Source organism: Corynebacterium sp. H130 (assembly GCF_037572395.1).
Taxonomy (GTDB): Bacteria; Actinomycetota; Actinomycetes; order Mycobacteriales; family Mycobacteriaceae; genus Corynebacterium.
The window spans coordinates 73,622-97,140 of the sequence record NZ_JBBHLA010000002.1 but is presented as its reverse complement, the minus strand read 5'-3'; the positions used below and the strand labels follow the sequence as shown (position 1 = coordinate 97,140).

Here is a 23,519-nt window from a genome sequence, read left to right as displayed (position 1 = left end):
CTGATTCGTATGCATGAAGTTGCACTCAGCACCCAACTCGCGCGCGCTGTTACCCGCGCCGCCGATGGTGCCAAGGTTTACGGCGTCCGCCTCAAGATTGGCGCGCTGCGGCAGGTGGTCCCCGAGACGCTCGATTATGCGTGGGGGTTCGTGGTCAAGGACACGGAGCTTGCCGACGCCCAATTGGACATACACTGGGTGCCATTGCAGATTACGTGTCCCATGGGGCACGTCAGCGAACCGGAAGAAGTGGATTTCATGTGCCCCAAATGCGGCGAAATGGCCGAGATAACAGGGGGAAATGAATTCACGATTCTCGACATTGAAGTAGCTAGGAGCTAAAACATGGGACGTTTCCACCGCCACGACGACGGCACTGTTCACAGCCACGACCACGATCACGACGGCCATGAGCACGCTCACGTGCATGATCATGACCATACGCATGATCATGACCACGGCGACCATTCCGGATATGAGACTGGCCGTGAGCGCATCCAGGTGCTCGAGGACATTTTTGCCGAAAATGACCATCGTGCGGCACACAACCGGGAACTGTTTGACCAGCACGGCGTGCATTGCATCAACCTGATGAGCGCACCGGGTTCCGGCAAAACGTCTGTGCTTCAGAAGACCTTGGCTGCGCTGCAAGGCAAGAAGCGCGTGGGCATCATTGAAGGCGACATTGAGACGTCTATCGACTCCGATCGTCTTGAAGGTTTCGGCGCGCAGATTTCCCTGCTCAACACCGGTAATGGTTTTGGTGGCGAGTGCCACCTGGATGCGCCGATGGTGTCGCGTGCGCTGAAGGGCCTGGATCTGTCTCAGCTTGACCTTGTGCTGATCGAGAACGTGGGTAACCTGGTGTGCCCAGCTGAATTTGAGGTAGGCGAGCATCGTAAGGCGATGGTGTACTCGGTGACTGAAGGCGAGGACAAGCCACTGAAGTACCCAGTGATGTTCCGCTCTGTTGGGGCAGTGGTGGTCAATAAGATCGACCTGATGCCATACCTGGACTTTGATATGGATCTATTTAAGAAGAATCTTGAGCAGGTCAACCCGGGAGTGAAGGTTTTTGAAGTTTCGGCTAAAACTGGCGAAGGTTTGGATGCTTGGGTCGATTGGGTATTGGCCCCGAATGGGTCTATTTGATTCATTAGTTGCAGCAAATGTGACGAAGATTGCGTTTGTTTTGCAGGGTCCCTACACCGGTTGGTGTGGGGGCCCTTCGCGTTGCTTAGGTGGTCTTAACTACCCAGCTAGATGACTAATATTCACGCCCCCAAATTGGCGCCGAATTAAGACACAAAAATGTAGCGAAATCCCAGGTGAGTGGCCCTTTTCACATTTTTGATTATTGTTGAACAATGTTGGATTAATTAGCTGGTCATATCCACTCCCCAATGCCGGTGTTACTTGATACGGTTCTACTTGAGATGTCGCATTGACACTAGTAATAACTGTGCCTTGAGTCACTAACCAAAGAAATGGGGCTCACCAATGAATTTTGGTGCTAACTGGCAAGGGGAGACCCTCGCTGAGAATCTGGAACTCCGCGGTGTTCCGCGTCGAGACTTCCTCAAAATGTGCGGCGCATTGGCCGGCGTGTTTGCCGTTGGATCTCCATTGGCCAACATGCCGGAAGCTGCCGCAGAAGAAATTGCTAACAAGCTGGGTTCTGTAAAGAAGCCAAACGTTGCATGGCTGCAGCTGCAGGAATGCACGGGTTGCATGGAATCCACCATCCGCTCTGGCGGAACCACGGTGGAGGAAGTCGTCCTCGAGCTGCTTTCGGTTAACTACAACGACCTCGTGATGGCCGCCTCCGGTACCGCCGCTGAAAAGGCGCTTCACGACGTCAACAAGGAACCTCACATCCTCGTCGTCAATGGCTCCGTCCCATTGAAGGACGACGGAATTTACTGCACCATCGGTGGCAAGTCCGTGGAGCAGGTGCTCAAGGAAGCTGCCGAGAACGCAACCGTTATTCTCGCAGTCGGCGCTTGCGCAGTCTACGGTTCTGTCCAGGCAGCTCGCCCTAACCCAACGGGAGCTGTTGGTGTCGATGAGATCATCAAGGACAAGCCGGTCATCAATGTGGCAGGTTGCCCACCAATCGGCGAAGTTATCACTGCGTCCCTGACCTACATCCTGACCCACGATGGCAAGGCACCAGAGGTCGACGCAGAAGGCCGCCCACTGTTTGCCTACGATCAGCGAATCCACGATTCCTGCCCTCGTCGTGCTCACTTCGACGCCGGCCAGTTCGTTCGCTCCTTCGACGATGAAGGTGCCCGCAACGGTTGGTGCCTCTACGAAGTCGGTTGTAAGGGCCCATCCACCTTCAGCCCTTGCCCAATCGTCCAGTGGAACATGAAGGCTGGCTGGCCGATCGGTGCTGGTCACCCATGCATCGGTTGTACCGAGAAGGACTTCTTCGACCAGTTCACGCCGTTCTACAAGGAACTGCCAAACGTTCGAGGCTTCGGCATCGAGGAGCCAGTGGAGAAGATCGGCCTCGGCCTGATCGGCGCCGCTGCCGTCGGTACCGCCATCCACGGCGGACTCACCCTGTTCAAGTCCATCCCAGTAAGGTCTTCGGCGGAAGCCTCGGCCGAAGAAGCAGAGATGCTCGCTGCATTTGGCGACGGCCCTGTCGCAGAAAAGAAGGATAACTAATGGCTACAGAACGCGTTGTCATTGACCCATTGACCCGTATCGAAGGTCACCTGCGACTCGAACTTGAGCGCGAAGGCGACAAGATCTCCAAGGCCTGGGCGGAGACCACCCAGTACCGCGGAATTGAAACGATCGTGAAGGATCGCGACCCTCGCGACGTCTGGGCCTTCGTCGGCCGCATTTGTGGCGTGTGCACCGGCGTTCACTCTGTGGCTTCTGTTGCCGCAGTGGAAGACGCAATCGGTTCCCACCCACCAAAGCAGGCTCAGCTGATTCGCCAGCTGGTGCTCGGTTCTCACGGTATCCACGACCACGTCGTGCACTTCTACCACCTGCACGCGCTTGACTGGGTCAACGTGGTGTCTGCTTCCAAGGCAGATCCACAGAAGACCGTCGAGTTCGCTCGCTCCATCGGTTCCACCTGGAAGCTCAACTCGGTAGATAAGTTCGCCAAGGTCAAGAAGACCCTGGAAGACGTGCTCGCCTCGGGCCAGCTGTCCATCTTCACTAATGGTTACTGGGAGCACCAGGACTACCGCCTGCCACCAGAGGCCAACCTCATGGCAGTGTCCCACTACCTGGACGCACTTGAGTTCCAGCGCTCCATGATCCGTATCTCCACCGTCTTCGGTGGCAAGAACCCGCACCCGAACTTCCTTGTCGGTGGCATGGCTTGCTCCATCGATCCAGACAAGTCTGAAACGGTCAACGAAGTCTCGCTCAACAACATTCGTGAGTGGGTCAAGGAGATCGACGAGTTCGTCAACGAGTGCTACGTCCCAGACGCGCTGGCAATCATGGGCGTGTACAAGGACTACTTCGACATCGGAAAGTCCTCGCCAAACATGATGGCAGTGGGCATGCAGGGCACTGTGTACGCCGGTGAAGTCAAGAACGGCATTCCAGTCACCACGCCTAACAAGAACGTTAAGCCGGGTATCTTCCTGGATGGCGACTTCCGCACGATCCACCCATTCGACGAGTCCAAGATCGAAGAGTTTGTCTCCTCCGCTTGGTACGCCTACGAAGAGGGCGACGACGCTGGTAAGCACCCATCGGTGGGCACCACCGAGGTCAACTACACCGGCCCGAAGCCTCCATACGAGTGGCTTGCCGACGACACCAAGTACACCTGGTCCAAGGCACCGCGTTACGACGGCCGTCCAATGCAGATGGGTCCTGTCGCCCGTGTCCTCCTGGCATACGCTCAGGACGAGCCAAAGACCAAGCAGCTGCTGGACAGCGCAATGCTCAAGCTCGGAATCACCCTCGAGCAGATGAACTCCACCGCAGGCCGCACCCTGGCCCGCGCCATCGAGGCAGCAACGAACGCTGACCAGATGATCAACAATCTGCTGCCTGAGTTCATCAAGGGCATCCGCGACGGCGACATCGACGTCTTCGACTCCACCAAGTGGGAGCCAAGCTCCTGGCCAAAGGAATGCTCCGGCTACGCCTTCGTCGAGGTTGCTCGTGGCTGCCTTTCCCACTGGGTCACCATCAAGAACGAAAAGGTTGCCAACTACCAGGCAGTTGTCCCTACCACCTGGCTTGCTTCCGGTCGTGATCCAAAGGACCAGCTTGGCCCATACGAAGAGGCACTTGCAGGTGACGGCAAGCACCCACTCGTCGATCCGCAGCAGCCTCTGGAGCCAATGCGCACCATTCACTCCTTCGACCCATGTATGGCTTGCGCCGTCCATATCCTCGATCCGGATGGCAAGCCATTGTTCCAGGTGATGACCTCATGACCGCACTGAAAGAGATCCGCATTGCGCAGGTGTACTCGGCTGGCAAGTACACCCCCGAGGAAATCCTGCGCTTTGCTGCGGCCTCTCGAGCAGGAACAAGCGATCCTGTGGAAAAGGCTCTGCAGCAAGAGGTAGGCGTGGTCGTCGCTGACGACTACGTCCCAGTGACCGAGAATGGTCGCTACTCGCTCGCAAGCATCGGCCAGGGCTCCAAGAAGCAGCTGGTCATGCGTGGCGATACCCGGACGATTCTCGATCGAGCATCGATGGAGCGCACCCGAAAGCGTGACTTCGAAGACAACTTTGAAGCCGCACGTATTCTCGGTCACCGCATCATGACTGTGGCCGTCGCGGATGTCGATCCAATTGGCCAGAAGTCCCAGTACTACGTTGAGGGCTTCGTGGCTATGGGCGTCGACAAGCCACATGAGCACGGCCACGAGGGCAACAACCAGTGGGTACGAGTACAGCTGTGGAGCAAGTCGCTGCGCTTCCAACACTGGTTCAACGTTTTCCTGATCATCATGATGTCGCTCACCGGCTACTACATCATGGATCCGTTCTTCGGTGGCCAGCCAACCAACCCTGGCGAAGTCGGCTACCTGATGGGCTACGTCCGGTTTGCGCACTTCCTCTGTGGTTTTGCGTGGATCGCGATGGGTGTGTGGCGTCTGAGCCTGTGGCTGTTCTCCAAGTACCGGCAGCTCAGGTGGCGTTCGCTGTGGCCATTCGACTCGATGCGCGACTTCGACGGCCTCATCGACACCATCCTGTACTACTGCTTCGTCAAGAAGGAACACCCAACCTACCTGGCACACAACCCACTGCAGCAACTGGCCTACACGGCGATTTACTTCCTGTGCTTCATCCAGCTGCTGACTGGCCTGGCGCTGTTCGGCATGTACGACCAGAGCAGCTGGTTCTGGATCATCCTGAGCTACCCAATCCACTGGACTGGCATCGCCTTCGTCCGCATCGTTCACGCAGCACTGATGTTCATCATGTGGACCTTCGTTGTCATCCACGTTTACCTCGCGGTACGCGCGGACAACCAGGAAACGCTGGGTGGTATTTCCTCGATGATCAACGGTGGCGTGTGGGTCCGCAAGGGCACTGTTCCACGCGACGCTCACCGCATCGGACAGGTGTAGCCCGTGCCGGTTACTGTCATCGGTATCGGAAACCCGATCATGCAGGACGACGCAGTTGGTCTCGCCATTCTGCGTCGCCTGCAAGGCAAGGGATCTGACGAACTGGCCTGGGTGCCGGAGCGACGCCAGCAACCAGTGCTTCCTTCCGAGGAAGCAAGCGACACCATCTTCATCGATGGCGGCACTTCTGGAATGGAGCTGCTCCCCATCATCCAGGACGCCGACAAGCTCATCATTTTGGATGCCCTTGCCGGTCCAGGAGAACAAGGAACGGTGGTCCAGCTGGTGGGGGACCAAATCCCACGCTTGCTGAACTCGAAGCTGTCCCCGCACCAGGTCGGTCTGCTCGATTTGCTGTCAGCAGCCCGGTTGCTGGGACGGGAGCCTAATCAAGTCGGCGTCGTCGGCGTTGTCGCCGGAGGAACCGACCTGCACGTGGGAATGTCTCCCGAGGTGCTGGCTGCCATTCCGGAAGCGGCAGCTAAGGCGCAGCAGCTGATCGATCAGTGGTCAGATTCCACATCAACATAAGCAATTTCGAATTCCCTGCCGTGGCGCAAATCCGCGGTAGGGAAGTCACACACAGGGCAGGCCAGGGCGAAAAATTCGTCAATGGGCTGCTCTGTTTCACATTGCGGGCAATACACCGTCGCCGGGATCATCTCGATGGACAGCGGAACGTCCTGGCAGGCCGTACCGTCGATAGCAATCGGCCACGCGGCGTGCAATGCCTCTTCCACCACGCCACTACGAGTGCCAACGCGAAGCCCCACGGCCGAAATCGGTCGTCCCTTTGCTGCCTCGGTTACGGTGGAGACAACACCGGTGAGAATACCCAATTCGTGCATACAACCATTATCTTCAGGAGCACCACATGAGCACAACAACGCTGCAGCTGGACCACTTCGTCGACCCATTCGAAGCACGCGTCGTGTACCAGCGTGATGCCTCCGGCACCATCATCGATGCCCGGTTCGACCTTTCCGGTTTGCCTCGCCTCGACCCGCTCCTTATTGGCAAAGAGGTAGTCACCGTTCCGGACGTCGTGAAGCGACTGTGCGGCATTTGCCCCGTCACGCACCACCTCGCCGGAGTCCGTGCCCTCGACATGCTGTATGGCGCCACCGTGCCGGAAACCGCCCGCCTCGTGCGCACGCTCCTCGCCGACGGCGCCATTCTCGACGCCACCGCGCCGAAACTTTTCGCCAGCCATCGCGAGCTCGCCACGCTGCTGAAAAAAGTGGGCAAGCAGGTCATGGCCGCCGCTGGCTGCCCCGGCCATTTTCCGGATGTCGCCATCCCCGGCGGTGTGCGCGCCCCCGGCAACCCGAGCCTGGTCACCGACCTGCCCGCGCTTATCGACGCCCTAGCCAGCCTCCCCTTGGACGAAGATTGGACCGACACGTTCACTGGCTTGAGCGTTGCCCTCGTCAACAATGGTGCGCTGCACAGCCTGGGTGACTCCGTAGCTCTTAGCGATGGCCGGGTGCTTTCGCCTGCAGAGTTTGCGAGCGCCGTGATGGAAACGAAGCCGGGTGAGCCGGCACCACAGCCCACCGTGGACGGCCAGTTGTACCGCGTTGGGCCGATGGCTCAGTCGGTGGTTGCCGGTCGGGCTGCGGGGCCACAGGGGGCTCTCAAAGAGATGTTGCTCGCGGTGACCACGCGAATTACGGAGGTTTTGGCCGATCCAGCACTAGTCGAGGGCACATTAGTTGGTGAGGGAACCCTGACGGCAGGGGAGGGGATCGGCCTTGCTGAGGGGCCACGCGGACTGCTCATGCACCGCTACGTTGCAGATAGCGAAGGAACGTTGACCCACTGCCAGATTCTCACCCCGACGGCGCAAAACGAGCCGTGGCTAGCCCAAATGCTGGCCGAATCCCTCAACGCAGGGGCAACGTTGGAAAACTCCATCCGTACCGCCGACCCCTGCCTGCCCATCACCTCTGCGCCAGCAGGCGCTATGAGCATTGACGTTGCGGAAGTAGACTAAGAACCATGTGCCTTGGAATTCCCGCCCGAATCGTTTCGATTGACGAAGGGCTCATGCCCACCGCAACCATCGATGTTGCTGGGCAAATCAGGCAATGCTGCACCGCCTACGTACCTGAAGTCCAGGTCGGTGAATATGTGCTCATTCAAAACGGCTTTGCCATGAGCGTCTTGTCCGAGGAAGATGCGCTGCTGTCCCTGGAAGCAATCCAGGAAAACAACCTACTACCGGCTGCGGCGCCAGATGACGACCGTCGAGGTGACCAAAACCAAGGCTAGGACCGCTGGCCACATCTTAGGCTCCGGCTGCACCACATTAATCGCTGCCTGGATTACCGACATCACGGATAAGAATGTCAGGAAACCTAGGAGCGTTTGGTTCTGCAGCCGTTTTCTTTCGTCTGACATAAAGGGAAGTCTACTACGATTGCGCGTTCTTCCCCCGAGTGTTTGGGGTGTGCGAAAGCTGCCCTAGGACTTCACGCCACCCGCGGTAAGGCCAGCGACGATTCGACGCTGGAATACTAGCACCATGATGACCAGTGGGATCGTCACGAGCGCGCCGGCCGCCATGATGGAGGCGTACGGGTACTCGAAGGAGTTCGGACCCGCGAAGCGAGCGATCGCAACGGTGACAGGCTCCGTGGCATTGGTGGAGAGCTGCTGGGCGATCATGAATTCATTCCATGTCGCGATGAAGGCGAGGATGGCCGTCGTAAAGAGCGCTGGAGCCGCGAGAGGCAGCAACACGAGGCGGAATGCTTGGCCGCGGGAGGCGCCGTCGACACGCGCTGCCTCTTCCAATTCCCACGGCAGCTGGCGGAAGAAACTGACCAGGGTGTAAATGGTCAGTGGCAGTGCGAAGGAAATGTTCGGGATGATGAGGGCGCGGTAGGTGCCGATCCATTCCATGTCGCCAAACATTTGGAACAGTGGGGTGACCAAGGCGATGCCGGGGAACATCGATGCTGCGAGCACGATGCCGGTGACGAAGCCCTTGCCGCGGAATTCCAGGCGGGCCAGTGCATATGCGGTGAACACGCCGACGAGGACGGCCAGCACCGTCGTGATGAGGCCGACGATGAGGGAGTTTCCGATGGCGCCGAGGAAGTCGTTGCCCTTATCGGTGGCCAGGGCTTCTTTGAAGTTATCCAGCGTGACGTGGGTTGGCCACGGGGTGGTATCGAAGGTGTGGCTCTTGTGGCGGAAGGCTGTGACGACCATCCAGTAGAACGGGGCCAGGCCCCACACCAGAATCAAAATGACGCCGAGGTAGTTGCGGAGAGTCTTCATGGTTAACGACCGTCCTTAGAAGAGACATCGGCGCCGAGGAACTTGATCATCACGAAGGCGACGAAGAAGATCAGCAAGAAGATCAGGGTAGAGAGCGCAGAGGCCGAGTTGAAGTGGCCCTGACGCATGTCCTCGACCACCAACTGCGAAATCGTGGCGGTAGGGGAGTTGGAGGAAGCGGAGATCAAGATCACCGGCAGGTCGTACATGCGCAGTGCATCCAAGGTACGGAAGAGAACCGCTACCATGAGCGCCGGTTTGACCAGCGGAAGCGTGATTCGGGTGAAGATCTGCCAGGAGGAAGCACCATCCACGCGGGCGGCTTCGTAAACATCCTTCGGGATCATCTGCAGGCCCGCCAAAATGAGCAGCGCCATGAACGGGGTGGTCTTCCAGACATCAGCGATGATCACTGCGAAACGCGCCGCCCAGGGATCAGTCGTCCAACCGACGGAAGTGCCAAGCAGAGAGTTCGCAATGCCGTGGTCGGCAAAAATGAACTGCCACAGCTTTGCGGTCACTGCTGTTGGGATGGCCCACGGAATCAGGACGGCGGCGCGAAGCAGGCCACGGCCCTTAAAATCGCGGTTCATCACCATGGCCATCCACATGCCGAGTATCGTCTCGAACAACACGGTGACCACGGCAAAGAACAAGGTAATCCGGACCGCCGGCCAAAAGTCCGTAGAGATAACTCCGGGAGGGCAGGTAGCAATCTCACCTGACGGCGACATGCAACGCTGCGTGAGCCAATACAGGTAATGCTGCATCCCCGCGAAGCCACCCTCAACGAACATGCCAGTGTCCGGATCAAGGTGCTTATCTGCCTGGAAGGACAGCCAAATCGCGCGGATGATGGGGTAGCCAATCACCACGGCCAACACAGCGAGAGCTGGGGCGATGAGGGCGTAGGCTGACTTATTCTTCAGCACTGCTTTGCTGTCCTTCCAGGGGGTAAATCACAACTTACTTGGAGGCGTTCTCGATGGCTGCCTTCATGTCCTTGGTGGCGTCATCAACGCTCTTGCCAGCGGTCAGGGCAGCGTAGGAGTTGTCCTGGATTGCCTTAGAGATGGCAGGGTAGAACGGAGAAACTGGACGAGGAGATGCATTCTGCAGGGACTCCTTCAGCGCAGGCAGGTATGGGTACTTCTCCACGAGGGCAGCGTCATCGTAGATGGATGCGAGCACAGGTGGGAAGGAGTTGTCTGCGAAGGACTTCTGGTTCTCCTCATTGATCACGAACTCGATGAAGTCACGGGCCGTAGCCTTGTGCTTGGAGTTGACGTTGATGCCGTTGTTGTAACCACCCAGGGTGGATACGCCCACGCCGTCCTTGCCAACCAGTGGCTGAACCTCAAACTTCACGCCAGCCTTCTGAGCGTTGGTGTACATGTATGGCCAGTTGATGGCGTAAGCGGACTTGCCCTCAGTAAAGGCCAAGTTGGTCTCTTCTTCGGTGGCAGAGATGGAGGACTTGGAGATGGTTCCGTCGCCGTAGGCGTCGACAAGCGCCTGCAAACCAGCCTTGGACTCAGCGGAGTCGACCTTTGGGGTCTTGCCGTCGGAATCGAGCACCTTGCCACCCCAGCCTTCCATGAAGCCGACGGTGTTCACGGTGAGGCCCTCGTACTGCTTGAGTTGCAGGGTGAGGCAGTCCTGGCCCTTGACCTCGGCGCAAGACTTCTTCAGATCGTCAAAGGTCTTTGGCGCGGTTGGGGCGAGCTCCGTGTTGCGGAACAGCAGCTGGCCGTTGGTGTTCTGCGGAACTGCGTACAGCTTCTTGTTGTAGGTGGCAGATTCCACGGTGGACTTCAGCAGCTTCGAGGTGTCAACCTTCAGGTCGTCCTCGAGTGGAGCGAGCCACTGGTTCGCTGCGAAGTCAGCGGTCCAGATGACGTCCAGTGCCATGACGTCGTAGTCGGAGTTGCCAGCCTGCAGGGACTGGACCAGGGTGTCGCGCTGGGCGTCAGCTTCACCGGCGAGCTCCTTGAGCTCAACCTTCTCGTCTGGGTGGGCCTGGTTCCACTTCTCAATCACTGGCTTGATCTTGTCCGTGTCGTTCTTGCCCATCGCGAAGGTGATTGGGCCACGGGCGGTGTTGGACTCGGTGGATCCCTTGCCCTTGTCATCGGAGGATGAGCAACCGGTGACGAGAGCGGCAGTCAAGCCCGCAACAGCGAGGACGCCTGCGGTGCGTCGAGTGAACTTCATGAGGATATAACCTTTCGGGTTGAGGGTTTATACCAAATCTAGCGTTAATCGATGCGTTGTCCAGTAGTTTTCGAAAAATAGTGCGCTTTATCCATGTTGAATTCCAGGAAGATCTTCGCGCCCGGAGCGGGCGACGTTCCTGGTAGCTGGCGGCTCACCAAAGCGACCTCTGGCGAGTCGACCATGTGGGAGTACACGTAGGACTCGCTACCGAGCTCCTCCACGATGTCGACGATGGCCGCGATAGATCCTGGTCGCTGCTCAGCATGCGTGACGACGTCCTCCGGTCGCATACCCAAGGTCACGTCACCCAGCTTTTCGTGCTGATACGGAACCAAGTTCATGGCAGGAGAGCCGATGAAACCTGCGACGAACACATTGGCTGGCTTTTCGTAAAGCTCTCGTGGCGGTGCCACCTGCTGCAACTGGCCATCCTTGAGTACGGCGACGCGGTCGCCCATCGTCATTGCCTCGACCTGGTCGTGGGTGACGTAGACGGTGGTGGTGCCAAGGCGGCGCTGCAGTGCAGCCAGCTCGGTTCGGGTTTGGACGCGCAGTTTCGCATCCAGGTTGGACAGCGGTTCATCCATCAGGAACACGTTTGGTTTGCGCACGATCGCGCGACCCATGGCAACTCGCTGGCGCTGACCGCCAGATAGGTCCTTGGGCTTGCGGTCCAGGTATGGGGTGAGGCCAAGAATTTCCGCTGCTTCTGCTACTTTTTCCTTGATCTCTGCCTTCGATAGCTTGGCCAGGCGCAGCGAGAAACCCATGTTATCCGCCACACTCATGTGTGGATAAAGCGCATAGTTCTGGAACACCATCGCGATGTCGCGATCGGCCGGATCGAGCTTGGTTACATCCTTGTCGCCAATGTGAATGGTTCCGGATTCGACCGGTTCCAAGCCAGCGAGGGACCGAAGAACGGTGGACTTGCCACAGCCCGAGGGGCCCACGAGGACGAGGAATTCCCCGTCGGCGATCTCAAGATTGAGCTTGTCGACAGTAGGCTCGGGAGCCTTGTGATATCTGATGGTGACGTCGCTGAATGTAACCGAAGACATACAAGAACGCTATCAGCTTGATAAAGCTTTTGTAATGCGTTCCGCCTGTGAAATCTTTTCGAGTCGTCCGGTGGATGCCGGGCCAGTGACGATGACGCAGCTTCCGCCACAGGCCAGCGGGGCTAAAACGGTGCGCGCAAATGAATCCCAGTCGCTCCAGCCACTGGTCAGAACTCGCTCGCCAGGCGCGAAATTGAGTAGTTCTGGTGGAAGGCACTCTTCGAGTCTGCGGGTGGGCAGTGGGAAGGAGTCGCCATAAAAGCGGACGGTAGGACCAAAGTCCACTGCGCCTTCTGGCATCTCCTCACCAATTTCGGCCACGCCTCGCCCAAAGGGATCGTCGGTAACGATGGCAACGTCGGTGAAGTCGTCCTTGGCTTCAGAATTCAGTCCACAGAACAGGACTTCTGCGGGGGATTCATCGAAGTTAACAGTGATGTCCGCGGCCAGCGCGCCCAGGCTGATAGCAGCAGATTGCCAACTTGGGGGAAGATCGATCGAAATGCTGTCTCCAGCCGAAAGATCGAATTCCTCGAGCAGCATATTGCCCACTTTTGCAGCCCAGTTGTCCAAGGTGACCGCGGAAAAATCGAGTCGAGAACCCGTGCTTTCGTTGTAAAACGTCAGCCGGGGTGCCGCGGGGTCTGAGGACAACAGATTCTTCAAGATCTCCATGGCACCCAGGGTACTGACAGGGTGCTAGTTGACGCAGCGAGGGCCGTCGCCACCTGCATCGATGGCTGGAGCAACTTCAACTTCCTCGCCGAAGTCTGCTCCTGGCTGTCCGACGGACTCCGCCTCGGTAGCCTGCGGGGAAACCGGATCATTCGACTTCGGTCCTGCGTAATCGTCGGCGATCACCACAACGAGAGAATCGCTTTCCAGCGATGGGGAAGCCGTGACCGGGACCCCGCCTAGCTCCTGGGCAAGCGCGGTCGCCTCGGCGGAGGACGGATCGGCGGCAACAACCTGGGTTTGGCTGTACATACCTGTCGGAGCGTTGCCGACCTCAGCAACTTTGTAACCGCTCGACTGTAATGCACTGGAGACCTGGGTAGCCAGGCCAGTCGTGGTGGTAGCATTGAGGATGTGGAGCTGCGCGGACTTTGGCGTAGCTGTAGCTGACGCGGATGGAGATGGCTTCGCGCTGGATGCCTTGGTGGATCCGCTACCGAGCAAGGTGTCAAAGTATGCGTGGACTTCGGTCGGATCGATCGTCACGACGGATTCGCCGTAGTCGCCGACGCCATCGATGGAGGTTACCGGGATAGTTTCGAAGTGAACATTGCCGCCAGCCAGGTTCTGGAGCTGGTTGGCAAAGCCCATGATGTCCCAGTCTTCATCGATGACCACGGAGCGACGCACAGCCTCGGAAAGGCTCGACAGCTTGGCGGGATTGGTCAACGTGCCGGTCTCCAGGGCCTGGTTCACCAGGGAGGCCATGAAGGCCTGCTGGCGGACGATGCGGTCCAAGTCACCTCGCGGCAGTCCGTGGCGCTGACGCACGAACGACAGTGCGTCTGGCCCCTTGAGCGTCTGAACGCCCTTCTTGAAGTCTGCGCCGGAGTACTCGTCCTGAGTGTCCTCATTCAGGCACACCTGCACGCCACCGACTGCATCGGTAAACAGCACGAATCCGAGCAAGCCGATCTCTGCGTAGTGATCCACAGTGATGCCGGACAGCTTGGCGACGGCGTCAATCAGGCCCTTTCGGCCCGCCTCTGTGCCCATCTTCTCGAGCTTTTTCTCATCAGTGACGCCCTGCTCGCGCAACTTGTTAATTTCCTCGGTCTTATAGCCGAGGAACACACCGTTGATCTTGGTATTACCCAGTTCCGGGTCCTTGATGTACGTGTCACGCGGGATGGAAATAGCCGTTGCCGATGAACCATCATTTGGGATACGAATCACCATGATGGTGTCCGTATTGAGGTTTTCCTCGTCGCCAGCGCGCAGCATGGCGATCTCGGATTCAGACAACGGATTTCCCTGGGCATCCGTACGAGAGTCGGAGCCAACCAACAAAATATCGGTGGCGCCATCCTTGGCATCCTTGATGCCCTTTCCGCCACCGCCGAGCTTGAGCCCACCAGCAGAAGCAATATCGTTGCCTAGCGATCCTACCAGCGCATATCCAGTGCCAGAGACCAAAAGGACAAGGGCGGACAAGGTTGCGAGCAACACCTTGAGCGAGCGTGGTCCCACTTGTGCAAGATCCGGCTTTGGAATAGGAGCTGGCTGGATGTCACGGCCATGGCGGGGTGGGTGGTTCACGTTCGGCTCCACAGGTTGGATCAGGGTGTTTTAGAGTGGTTTAACAATAGTCATCAAAGGAGTTTAGGGCAATGCGCGTTGTGGTCGTGGGAGGCGAGGGCCAACTTGGGCAAGCATTGCTGAAGGTGGCTCCGAAAGATATAGATGTGCGGGGATTGTCTCGAGCGGAATGTGATGTGACGGCGCCAGCCGTCGACAAGCTCGCTGACGCGGACGTCATTATTAATACTGCGGCGTTCACCAACGTCGATGGTGCGGAGGCAGCGCCGAACGCGGCCCGGGCGATCAATGCGGTCGGGGCGGGCGCGCTGGCCGAGGTCGCGGACGAGGTGGGGGCGCACTTCATTCAAATCAGCACGGATTATGTGTTCGGCGAGGGCGTGGAGCCGCGACCTTTGCTTGTCGACGATCCAAAGGAGCCCAACACGGTTTATGGAAAAACCAAATTGGAGGGCGAGCTGGCGGTGCTTTCGGTGTGCCCTTCCGCTGCCATCGTCCGTACCGCGTGGCTGTTTAGCGGTGATTTGTTGCCGCACAAGGACTTCGTGTCGACCATGCTACGACTTGCTCGCGGAAGTGATCCGGTACGCGTCGTGAATGATCAGTGGGGTAGTCCGACGAACGCGTTTGATTTGGCTGCCGGGCTGTGGGAAGTGGCCCAGCGGCAGGTTGGTGGCGTATTGCACGGTGTTGGTGCTGGTCAAGCTACCTGGTATGACCTTGCTCGGGAAGTGTTCGAGGCGTGTGGCGCTGATCCGGAGCGGGTCTCGCCGTGCACCACGGAAGAGTTCCCTCGGCCAGCACCTCGTCCCCATTGGTCGGTACTTGACACTTCATCATGGTTAGCTGCGGATTTAAGCCCGCTTCCGGAGTGGCGCACAGCGGTGCGTCGCTCAGTGTCTACTAAGCTTTGACAATTGTGAATGAACCAATAGCGATCGTCACGGTGACGTACTCGCCAGGAAAGCATCTGTCTGCGTTCCTGGACTCGGTGCCACGCGCGACGAACCAACCCACCATCGTTGTCATGGCGGACAATGGTTCAGTTGACGGTGCCCCTGAAAAGGCTGCAGAAGAGTATCAAAATGCCGAGTTTCTTCCGACTGGTGGAAACATTGGCTATGGCAGCGCCATCAACTTCGCAGCGCGGGCCCTGGCAGAGCGACGTGCCAAAGGCGAGATCGACACCGAATTCTTCGTCATCTCCAACCCGGACGTGGTTTTTGATGAGGGGGCCATTGACGTCCTCATTGACTGCGCTCGTCGCCATCCGAAGGCTGGTGCGGTGGGGCCATACATTCGGGAAGCCGATGGCTCGGCTTATCCGTCGGCCCGCGCTGTACCGACCCTGAGCAATGGCATCGGGCATGCGCTGTTCTCCACAGTGTGGCCGTCGAACCCATGGTCCCGCGCCTATCGCAATGATGCGGACATGGAGACCGAACGCGAAGCTGGCTGGCTCTCCGGATCGTGCCTGCTGGTGCGCTGGGAGGCCTTTGATCAGATTGCTGGGTTCGATGAGGACTACTTCATGTACATGGAGGATGTAGACCTCGGAGATCGGTTGGGGAAGGCTGGCTGGAAGAACATTTTCTGCCCGGCAGCGCGGATCCAACACAGCAAGGGACACGTTGCGGGCGAGCACCCGGAATCAATGCTTCCAGCGCATCACCGCAGTGCGTACAAGTTTCAGGCGGACAGGCATCCTGGCCTCGTTCAGGCGCCGATTCGGGCGCTGTTGTGGTTGGGTCTGAAAGTCCGAAGTGAAATCGCTGTGGCCGCCGCCCAGAGACGTCGGGCCAAGTAGGGAATAATCGAAAGTATGAGTATGGAAAATCTGACTAGCGCAACCGATGCAGTCATCCTCGTTGGTGGCAAGGGAACCCGCCTTCGCCCACTGACCCTGTCCACTCCAAAGCCAATGTTGCCAACCGCAGGCGTGCCATTTCTCAAGCACTTGCTTGCGCGCATCAAGGCAGCAGGTATCACCCACGTGGTGATGGGAACGTCCTACAAGGCAGAAGTCTTTGAGGAATACTTTGGCGATGGCACCGATATGGGCCTGGAGATTGAGTACGTCGTCGAGGAGCAGGCGCTGGGCACCGGCGGTGGCATCCGCAACGTCTACGACAAGCTGCGCCACGACACCGTCATGGTTTTCAATGGTGACGTTCTCGGCGGTACCGACCTCACGCAGGTGCTGAACACCCACGCCTCGAAGAACGCCGATCTGACCATGCACCTCGTGCGCGTTGCTGATCCACGCGCTTTTGGTTGTGTGCCAACTGACTCAGATGGTCGCGTGTTGGAGTTCTTGGAAAAGACCGAGGATCCTCCGACAAACCAGATCAACGCCGGCATTTACGTGTTCAAGCGTGAGCTGATCGAAACCATTCCAGAAGGTCGTCCGGTCTCCGTTGAGCGCGAAACCTTCCCTCGTCTGCTCGAAGAGGGCCGTCGCGTGTACGGCTACGTCGACCAGTCTTACTGGCGCGACATGGGCACCCCGGACGACTTCGTGCGCGGTTCCTCTGACCTCGTGCGTGGTATCGCGCCTTCGCCATTGCTTGAGGGTCGAACCGGTGAAGGGCTTGTCGACGACACGGCCGGCGTTCACGACGGGGCATGGCTTCTTGGCGGAACGGTTGTTGGCCGTGGAGCAGAGATTGGTGCTGGAGCTCGCCTGGAAGCGACTGTCGTTTTTGACGGTGTGAAGGTGGAGCCGGGCGCCATCATCGAAAACTCCATCATTGGCGCTGGCGTGACGATTGGTGCGAATGCACGCATCTCTGATTGCGTCATCGGAGACGGCGCCAAGATTGGCGCTCGCTGTGAACTCAAGGGTGGCATGCGCGTCTGGCCGGGCGTTGTTATTCCGGACAATGGTGTGCGATTCTCCTCTGACGCTTAAGTCAAGTAGGTGGGTCACGACACGCCGAAGCAACTCTAGAGTTGTTTGGTGCTGAATGGGTCACCACTAGATGTAGTACCCCCGACCCTCGCCCCCGTGGCGGGGGTCTTGTTAATTCTGTTACTGGAGTTAATTACATCTTGGGAAAATGGCGATTTGACCGGAAAATATCTGCCACGAGGTTGACGATATCTAGTGATCGGTGTGTAATCACACTTGTGTAAGTCCACAAATGGTGGACCGACGAAAACTCACCAAAACACCTACGGAAGAAGGAGGAGCGTCGATGGAGTACGTGGCGAATGACGCAACTTCCCGCGGGATGAATTCTGGGTTGGAAACTGGCTCTGATCTGTCTTTCGATGCCCTCTTCGGGGCAGTTGAGCAAGAATGGCAGGATCAAGCGCTGTGCGCGCAGACTGATCCAGAAGCCTTCTTCCCTGAAAAGGGTGGCTCAACCCGCGAGGCTAAGCGAATCTGCCAAGCGTGTGGCGTTCGAGATGAATGCCTGGAATTTGCCCTCGAGCACGACGAGCGATTCGGCATCTGGGGCGGGCTTTCCGAGCGAGAGCGCCGTCGCCTGAAGAAGCAGATCGGCTAAGTTTTACTCGAAATCTGGGTCGATGTCGGTTGGATCGATCCCCAAATGATTTGCCACTAGCGTTGTGAGAACCGTTGACAGGATCTCGCTGCGCTCTTCTTTGTTTATGCACCTTGCCTCAATTGGCTTACGGAAAATGACAATGCGAGGCCTGGTCGGCTTGCCACGACGATCAATACCCGCCGGAATAACGCGACCCAATGGGACAGTTCCATCGGCCACGATTTCGTCCGTCATCAGTGAGTAATCGACACCAAGACGCATGCGTGGCACCGTGTCGACAGCGATGTCAAGGTTTGCTAGCTCTTCCGGATAAGAGTTGGCAATTGGGGCATAGGCTTCCAGGACGGCGGCGTCGAAAAGCTCGGCCCGACTACGAAATCGCGGCGTGGCGTGGGGCAGTAGGGGGCCGCGCAGCCCGCGCCCGTGTCGATCTCGTCCAGCCTTAACGTCCATGGCACTAGATTAAGGTGTTCTGCGCAGCGGAAAAGCCAGGCGCGCCGTGTGTGCACTACCAAAGTGTCAACTAAAGGTCTAGACTTTGTCGGGTGAGTAATTTTCGTCGTTGCAGTCGTCCGGGATGCGGCAAGCCCGCAGTCGCTACGCTGACTTACGCGTACGCAGAATCTACCGCCGTCATTGGCCCACTAGCTCCAGCCTCCGAGCCACACAGCTGGGACCTATGCGAAGAGCACGCTGCGAAAATCACCGCACCACTGGGCTGGAACATGCTGCGTGTGTCCGAAATTGACCGCGATGACGACGATGACGACCTCACCGCACTGGCTAAGGCCGTGCGTGAAGCCGGCAGCGGTGGCTCTGGATTGGTCATCGACGAGCCAACACAGAACCATCCAATTCATCGTTCCAAAATCAAAGAAGCAGAGAAGGGACGCCGACGGGCACATCTGTACGTCGTTGATGGCGAAGATTGATCTAGGATAGGTAGTTACTGTTGCACCTACCTAGGAGATTGCCCCATGCGCACTGCCGCACCCCGCAGCCGTGAAGCTGTCGAAGCTGTTATCAAAGCCTATGACGTTCGCGGAATCGTTGGCGATGGAATCGACGCTGACTTCATGCGTGATACCGGCGCCGCCTTTGGCCGACTGATGCGCGCTGAAGACGCTACCCAAATCCTCATCGGTCACGACATGCGTGAATCCGGTCCAGAACTCGCGGGTGCATTTGCCGAGGGCGTCATTGAACAGGGCGTCGACGTTGTCATGCTTGGGCTGACCTCCACCGACCAGCTTTACTACGCCTCTGGCGTTCGCGAATGTCCAGGCGCGATGTTCACCGCCTCCCACAACCCAGCTGCCTACAACGGCATCAAGCTGTGCCGTTCCGGCGCACGACCAGTGGGGCAGGAGTCCGGACTCGCCACCATCATCGATGACCTGGTCGCAGGTGTTCCTGGCTACGACGGCGAACCAGGAAAGCTCACGAAGGACGACTGCCTGGAAGGCTACGGCGAATACCTGCGCGGCCTCGTCGATCTCAACGGCATTCGCCCACTCAAGGTAGCTGTAGACGCAGCCAACGGCATGGGGGGCCACACCGTGCCGGCAGTGCTGAAGAATCTGCCTCTTGATATCGAGCCACTGTACTTCGAGCTCGATGGTTCCTTCCCGAACCATGAGGCAAACCCACTCGACCCAAAGAACCTGGTCGACCTGCAAAAGTTCGTCCTCGAGACCAAGGCGGACATCGGACTTGCGTTTGACGGCGATGCCGACCGCTGCTTCGTCATCGACGAGCTCGGCCAGCCAGTCAGCCCATCTGCAATTTGTGCGATCGTGGCGGAGCGATACCTGGCAGAAAAGCCAGGTGCAACCATCATCCACAACTTGATCACCTCCAAGTCCGTTCCGGAAATCATCGCGGAAAACGGTGGCAAGGCTGTTCGCACCCGCGTGGGCCACTCCTTCATCAAGGCCACGATGGCTGAAGAGGGCGCTGTCTTCGGTGGCGAGCACTCCGCGCACTACTACTTCACCGAGTTCTTCAACGCAGACTCCGGCATGCTTGCAGCAATGCACGTCCTTGCCGCATTGGGTGGCCAGGACAAGCCACTGAGTGAAATGATGGCACAGTACAACCGCTACGAGGCTTCCGGCGAAATCAACTCCAAGCTGGCTTCCAAGGAGGCGCAGCAGGAGCGCACGCAGGCCGTGCTGGATCACTTCGCTGATCGCATCGAAAGCGTGGACCGCCTCGATGGCGTCACAGTCGAGCTGAAGGGCACGAAGGCGTGGTTCAATGTTCGCGCTTCCAATACCGAGCCACTGCTTCGCCTGAACGCTGAGGCTCCGACTCGTAAAGAAGTCGACGAGCTCAGCGCTGAGGTGCTCTCCGTTATCCGCGCCTAAGGAGGCAAGATGTACGACGCAGCTGCCGTTCGATTTTTCGACCTCGCGCACGAGGGCGCCTTCATCCGGGGAGCCCGCGGGCTCATCGACGACGGTATCTGCTCAGACATCTCCGATCTTCAGCCACGCAGTTTGATCGTGCTTGTGGCTGACGAACTTTCCCGGGCAGCCGCGCATCTTGCCTGCGCACTCGTAGAGCCGCTTCCGCTGCCAGTAACCATTGTGGAGTCGCTGCCACGATATGCCGGTCCACTGGACGTCGTAGTGGTGGCGTCGTCGAAAAGCGTGGCGCCTCAGGAACGCGACCTTCATGAAGCGGCGCGACGGGGCTGCGTCTCCGTCCTTCTTGCCCCGTCCGAAGGGCCGCTGCGGGATGAAGCGCCCGAAGGCGCGTATATGGTGCCTGTGCCCGCGACGACCGAGGGGATCGAGCCGTCTGCGGTGGTCGCAACGGTGTATGCCCTGGCAACGAGCTTAACGACGCCCGCGCGGGTGGTCGGTGAGCACCTGGATTTGGCGGCTGCGGCTGTGGATGAAGAACTGCTCAGCGTGAGCCCAGAACGGGACGAGCTGGTGAATCAGGCTCGGCAATTGCACACACTTGCGGTAGAAAACCGCGTCGTGCACTCCGGACTATCGGGAGCCCCAGCTGAGCTAGCGCGAGTGATCTCGACCGGCTGGGCGGCTAATGGCCTGGTCAGCGCAGCACTTGAGCTTTCTGAGCTACAGGCTGCACTGCCGAATCTTAATGTAAATGAGACCGATATTTTCCATGACCTGTTCGAAGAGGGAGAGCAGTTGGTGCTACCCTTGAGGACTGTTGTCTGGGCCCAGCGGGATTCGGCAGTTCCGCGGTCCGTTACCCAACATGCCGAATCAGACGAAATATCGCTAGAAAACATTCTGCGGCTGATGGTGAGAGGCTTAGCTGCGGCGGTGTACTAAGGAGTTGTACATGGAACTGCTGACTGGTCGACTACGCCATTATCCGTGGGGGTCGCGCGAACTCATCGCAGGATTGCGTGGTGAAGAGCAGTCTTCTCGTCCAGAAGCGGAGCTGTGGTTCGGGGCACACCCAGCTGCATCAGCAACCATCGGGGAAGCAGAGCTCATCGACATGATTCATGCGGATCCTGTCCATCATCTTGGCCAGCGAGTCATTGCACGCTTCGGGAACAATCTGCCGTTCCTGCTCAAGATCTTGGCAGCTGCGGAGCCACTTTCTCTCCAGGCACACCCATCTTTGGCTCAGGCCCAGGAAGGCTTTGCCCGCGAAAATGCGCAGGGAATTGATATTTCTGCAGGTGACCGCAACTACAAGGACGACAATCACAAGCCAGAGTTGATCGTCGCTCTCACCGAGTTTGAAGCGATGGCGGGCTTCCGTCCGCTGGTTAAATCTCTTGAGCTGTTCCAGGCCCTGGACAGCGCTGAGGTAAATCGTTACGTCGCCATGCTGGATAGGTCTGCTGAAAATGAATCAGATGATTTGCGTGTCCTGTTCACCACGTGGATTACGATTCCTTCCGCCAGCCGCACCATGCTCATCGACGACATTGTTTCCTCTGCCACTGCGGCCCTCGAGAAGAAGGACCTGCCGGAATGGATGCGGGAAGAGCTGGCCAACGTCGTGGCCCTGCACGAACGCTACCCATACGACGTTGGCGTATTGGGGGCACTGTTGCTGAACAAGTTCACCCTCCAGCCAGGCGAAGGACTGTACCTTGATGCAGGTCAGTTGCACGCCTACGTCAAGGGTTTGGGCGTGGAAATCATGGCCAATTCTGACAACGTGCTTCGCGGGGGCCTGACGTCGAAGCACGTGGACGTGCCAGAACTCGTGCGTGTGTTGACCTTTGATTCTTTGGCAGATCCTCGTATCAGCCCGGTCAGCACTGGTGTGCGCACGGATTTCCCAACGCCAATCGATGAGTTTGAGCTGGCCTGCTGGAACTTGGCGGAAGAGGCTTCGTTTGAACACGATGGTCCTGCGATCGTCCTGGTGACGTCTGGGGTTGCCGAGCTGTCCTGTGGTGACACGAAGCTAGAGGTACCTGCAGGTAGTGCCGCTTGGGTACCTGCTGGGGATCCGGAGGTTACTATGGCTGCGACCGGTGCGACGGTCTTTGTAGCAACCGTTTAGCTGTAACAAGAAAGAGCGACGAGCCTTATGTGGCTTGTCGCTCTTTTTCGTTTAGTTAGTAGCAAGTGGCTCGGCTGCCAAGCCACTGCTAATTGGAGCCTCGGAGGGGGTTGGTTCCGTTGTGCTTGGCTCCGTCGGAGCTACTGGATCGATTGGAGTTGGCTCCTCCGGGGCTGTCGTCGACGTTTCCGTTGACGGCACTGGCTGCACCAGAGTTGGTGGCGAAACCTCTTCAGTGGTCGGAGTAGGTTCCGGAACAACCTCGGTCACAGGTGGCTCTGGCGATGGTTCAACAGATGGCGACGGCGACGGCGATGGTGCATCTGTTGGGGTTTCCACAGGCTCACGTGGCTCGTCGATAGGGGTGTCGGTGATTGGTCGAGAAGTCGTGGTATTCACCGGCTGAGATGAAGGCGGAACAGACGTCTCCACCTGTGGGGTTCCCGCGATGGTCGTAGAAGGGGAGTACACCCGGGTAGGAGTGCTTGCCACAATTGGGCCGTTCGGGATGAAGGCATTAGGGGCCAAGTAAGGATCCGACTGAGACACGGGGGCCTGCTGCTGAGATCGCTTTGATTGCTCAGAGCTCGGTGCCGGGGCGGTCGAAGGAGTGGCCTCCGAAGACGACTTCGGAGAGGACGAGGTTGAGGTCGAATTTGCGACACGAGAATGTGACGACTCGCTGGAAATGCGAGTGTCTTCAGGGGCGGAATTGGCCCACACGCCCCAGCCCACGGCACCAGCCGCGACGCAGCCGAAAGCTACGATCGCGAGGAACCCTCGGGTGTGCTTTTTCACGTATCGTTCTCCTCTTTATGAGTGGACACAGCGCTTGAACTATGTCCTACAAGTGAGATCGTATGGGCATAGAAATTAGTTACATCGAGTAACGAATTAGTAACAACGCTGACCCTAGCATGTGATTGCGGGCATGGAAAGATCACAGGCAAAATATTGAATGAAAAATAAGGAAACCAAATTAGGTGAAGTGTCACACAGTGTGTGAGGGGTGGCAGTGGCGCGAACGCGCTAATCCAAGTAAATCTAGTAGGTGACTGTCGGCCTTGAGAT

The 23,519-nt window shown here is 58.1% G+C and carries 25 protein-coding genes; 16 read left to right on the top strand and 9 right to left on the bottom strand.

Features of this window, described 5'->3' with window-relative positions:
• Positions 1–9: 9 nt before the first annotated feature.
• From WG939_RS03995 to WG939_RS03970, 6 genes are all read left to right on the top strand, one after another.
• Positions 10–342, top strand: coding sequence for a hydrogenase maturation nickel metallochaperone HypA (locus WG939_RS03995; protein ID WP_339982866.1), 333 nt, complete (start codon positions 10–12; stop codon positions 340–342).
• A gap of 3 nt (positions 343–345) precedes the next feature.
• Complete coding sequence (hypB, locus tag WG939_RS03990) at positions 346–1,152, top strand: hydrogenase nickel incorporation protein HypB (RefSeq protein WP_339982863.1); 807 nt, start codon at positions 346–348, stop codon at positions 1,150–1,152.
• Positions 1,153–1,500: 348 nt separating this feature from the next.
• Positions 1,501–2,679: a hydrogenase small subunit gene (locus WG939_RS03985; RefSeq protein WP_339982860.1), complete on the top strand. Its 1,179-nt coding sequence runs from the start codon at positions 1,501–1,503 to the stop codon at positions 2,677–2,679.
• Positions 2,679–4,430, top strand: a complete 1,752-nt coding sequence (locus tag WG939_RS03980) for a nickel-dependent hydrogenase large subunit (protein WP_339982857.1) — start codon at positions 2,679–2,681, stop codon at positions 4,428–4,430. Before WG939_RS03985 ends, WG939_RS03980 begins: the two co-directional genes overlap by 1 nt.
• Complete coding sequence (cybH, locus tag WG939_RS03975) at positions 4,427–5,581, top strand: Ni/Fe-hydrogenase, b-type cytochrome subunit (protein ID WP_339982854.1); 1,155 nt, start codon at positions 4,427–4,429, stop codon at positions 5,579–5,581. The genes WG939_RS03980 and cybH overlap by 4 nt, the downstream gene beginning before the upstream one ends.
• Before the next feature lie 3 nt (positions 5,582–5,584).
• Complete coding sequence (locus tag WG939_RS03970; protein ID WP_339982851.1) at positions 5,585–6,112, top strand: hydrogenase maturation protease; 528 nt, start codon at positions 5,585–5,587, stop codon at positions 6,110–6,112.
• Here WG939_RS03970 and WG939_RS03965 read toward each other — a convergent pair.
• The gene (locus tag WG939_RS03965) at positions 6,085–6,429 is read right to left on the bottom strand and encodes a hydrogenase maturation nickel metallochaperone HypA/HybF (protein WP_339982849.1); all 345 of its coding nucleotides are present in this window, start codon (positions 6,427–6,429) and stop codon (positions 6,085–6,087) included. The two genes, WG939_RS03970 and WG939_RS03965, sit on opposite strands and share 28 nt — an antisense overlap.
• Before the next feature lie 26 nt (positions 6,430–6,455).
• Here WG939_RS03965 and WG939_RS03960 point away from each other — a divergent pair, with 26 nt between their 5' ends.
• Both WG939_RS03960 and WG939_RS03955 read left to right on the top strand, forming a co-directional pair.
• Positions 6,456–7,577: a nickel-dependent hydrogenase large subunit gene (locus WG939_RS03960; protein WP_339982847.1), complete on the top strand. Its 1,122-nt coding sequence runs from the start codon at positions 6,456–6,458 to the stop codon at positions 7,575–7,577.
• Between the two features lie 5 nt (positions 7,578–7,582).
• A complete protein-coding gene (locus tag WG939_RS03955) occupies positions 7,583–7,855 on the top strand; it encodes a HypC/HybG/HupF family hydrogenase formation chaperone (protein ID WP_339982845.1) in 273 nt (90 codons plus the stop codon).
• 192 nt (positions 7,856–8,047) lie between these two features.
• Here the strand turns inward: WG939_RS03955 and WG939_RS03950 are convergent, their stop codons facing one another.
• From WG939_RS03950 to WG939_RS03925, 6 genes are read right to left on the bottom strand one after another with little or no spacing between them, the layout of a single operon-like run.
• A complete protein-coding gene (locus WG939_RS03950) occupies positions 8,048–8,869 on the bottom strand; it encodes a carbohydrate ABC transporter permease (protein ID WP_339982843.1) in 822 nt (273 codons plus the stop codon).
• Positions 8,870–8,871: 2 nt separating this feature from the next.
• Entirely contained in the window at positions 8,872–9,801 is a 930-nt protein-coding gene (locus WG939_RS03945; protein WP_339982840.1) for a carbohydrate ABC transporter permease, read from the bottom strand.
• A gap of 34 nt (positions 9,802–9,835) precedes the next feature.
• Positions 9,836–11,083 (bottom strand): ABC transporter substrate-binding protein, encoded by a 1,248-nt coding sequence (locus WG939_RS03940; RefSeq protein ID WP_339982837.1) that lies wholly within the window; start codon positions 11,081–11,083, stop codon positions 9,836–9,838.
• Positions 11,084–11,127: 44 nt separating this feature from the next.
• Positions 11,128–12,147 carry an ABC transporter ATP-binding protein gene (locus WG939_RS03935; RefSeq protein WP_339982835.1) on the bottom strand — a complete coding sequence of 340 codons (1,020 nt, stop codon included), beginning with the start codon at positions 12,145–12,147 and terminating at the stop codon, positions 11,128–11,130.
• A 12-nt stretch (positions 12,148–12,159) separates the two neighbouring features.
• On the bottom strand, positions 12,160–12,822 hold the full coding sequence (locus WG939_RS03930) for a TIGR03089 family protein (protein ID WP_339982833.1): 663 nt from the start codon (positions 12,820–12,822) through the stop codon (positions 12,160–12,162).
• A 24-nt stretch (positions 12,823–12,846) separates the two neighbouring features.
• Positions 12,847–14,421: an LCP family protein gene (locus WG939_RS03925; RefSeq protein WP_445227870.1), complete on the bottom strand. Its 1,575-nt coding sequence runs from the start codon at positions 14,419–14,421 to the stop codon at positions 12,847–12,849.
• Positions 14,422–14,492: 71 nt separating this feature from the next.
• Here WG939_RS03925 and rfbD point away from each other — a divergent pair, with 71 nt between their 5' ends.
• From rfbD to WG939_RS03905, 4 genes are all read left to right on the top strand, one after another.
• Positions 14,493–15,335 (top strand): dTDP-4-dehydrorhamnose reductase, encoded by an 843-nt coding sequence (gene rfbD / locus WG939_RS03920; RefSeq protein WP_339982831.1) that lies wholly within the window; start codon positions 14,493–14,495, stop codon positions 15,333–15,335.
• The gene (locus WG939_RS03915) at positions 15,332–16,228 is read left to right on the top strand and encodes a glycosyltransferase family 2 protein (protein ID WP_339982827.1); all 897 of its coding nucleotides are present in this window, start codon (positions 15,332–15,334) and stop codon (positions 16,226–16,228) included. The genes rfbD and WG939_RS03915 overlap by 4 nt, the downstream gene beginning before the upstream one ends.
• A 15-nt stretch (positions 16,229–16,243) precedes the next feature.
• Entirely contained in the window at positions 16,244–17,332 is a 1,089-nt protein-coding gene (locus tag WG939_RS03910) for an NDP-sugar synthase (RefSeq protein WP_339982825.1), read from the top strand.
• Positions 17,333–17,654: 322 nt separating this feature from the next.
• Positions 17,655–17,933: a WhiB family transcriptional regulator gene (locus tag WG939_RS03905; protein ID WP_339983730.1), complete on the top strand. Its 279-nt coding sequence runs from the start codon at positions 17,655–17,657 to the stop codon at positions 17,931–17,933.
• 3 nt (positions 17,934–17,936) lie between these two features.
• On the opposite strand, the gene WG939_RS03900 is transcribed toward WG939_RS03905, so the two are convergent.
• Positions 17,937–18,389: a metallopeptidase family protein gene (locus WG939_RS03900; protein ID WP_339982822.1), complete on the bottom strand. Its 453-nt coding sequence runs from the start codon at positions 18,387–18,389 to the stop codon at positions 17,937–17,939.
• A 92-nt stretch (positions 18,390–18,481) separates the two neighbouring features.
• Between WG939_RS03900 and WG939_RS03895 the strand changes: the two genes are divergently transcribed.
• Genes WG939_RS03895 through manA form a run of 4 tightly spaced genes read left to right on the top strand, consistent with a single transcriptional unit; the run spans position 18,482 to position 22,448 of the window.
• A complete protein-coding gene (locus WG939_RS03895; RefSeq protein WP_339982819.1) occupies positions 18,482–18,868 on the top strand; it encodes a DUF3499 domain-containing protein in 387 nt (128 codons plus the stop codon).
• Between the two features lie 45 nt (positions 18,869–18,913).
• Positions 18,914–20,305, top strand: coding sequence for a phosphomannomutase/phosphoglucomutase (locus WG939_RS03890; RefSeq protein WP_339982816.1), 1,392 nt, complete (start codon positions 18,914–18,916; stop codon positions 20,303–20,305).
• A 9-nt stretch (positions 20,306–20,314) separates the two neighbouring features.
• Positions 20,315–21,250, top strand: a complete 936-nt coding sequence (locus WG939_RS03885) for a hypothetical protein (RefSeq protein WP_339982814.1) — start codon at positions 20,315–20,317, stop codon at positions 21,248–21,250.
• Between the two features lie 10 nt (positions 21,251–21,260).
• Positions 21,261–22,448 (top strand): mannose-6-phosphate isomerase, class I, encoded by a 1,188-nt coding sequence (gene manA / locus WG939_RS03880; protein WP_339982812.1) that lies wholly within the window; start codon positions 21,261–21,263, stop codon positions 22,446–22,448.
• Positions 22,449–22,499: 51 nt separating this feature from the next.
• Here manA and WG939_RS03875 read toward each other — a convergent pair whose 3' ends face one another.
• A complete protein-coding gene (locus tag WG939_RS03875; protein WP_339982809.1) occupies positions 22,500–23,246 on the bottom strand; it encodes a hypothetical protein in 747 nt (248 codons plus the stop codon).
• Between the last annotated feature and the right edge of the window lie 273 nt (positions 23,247–23,519).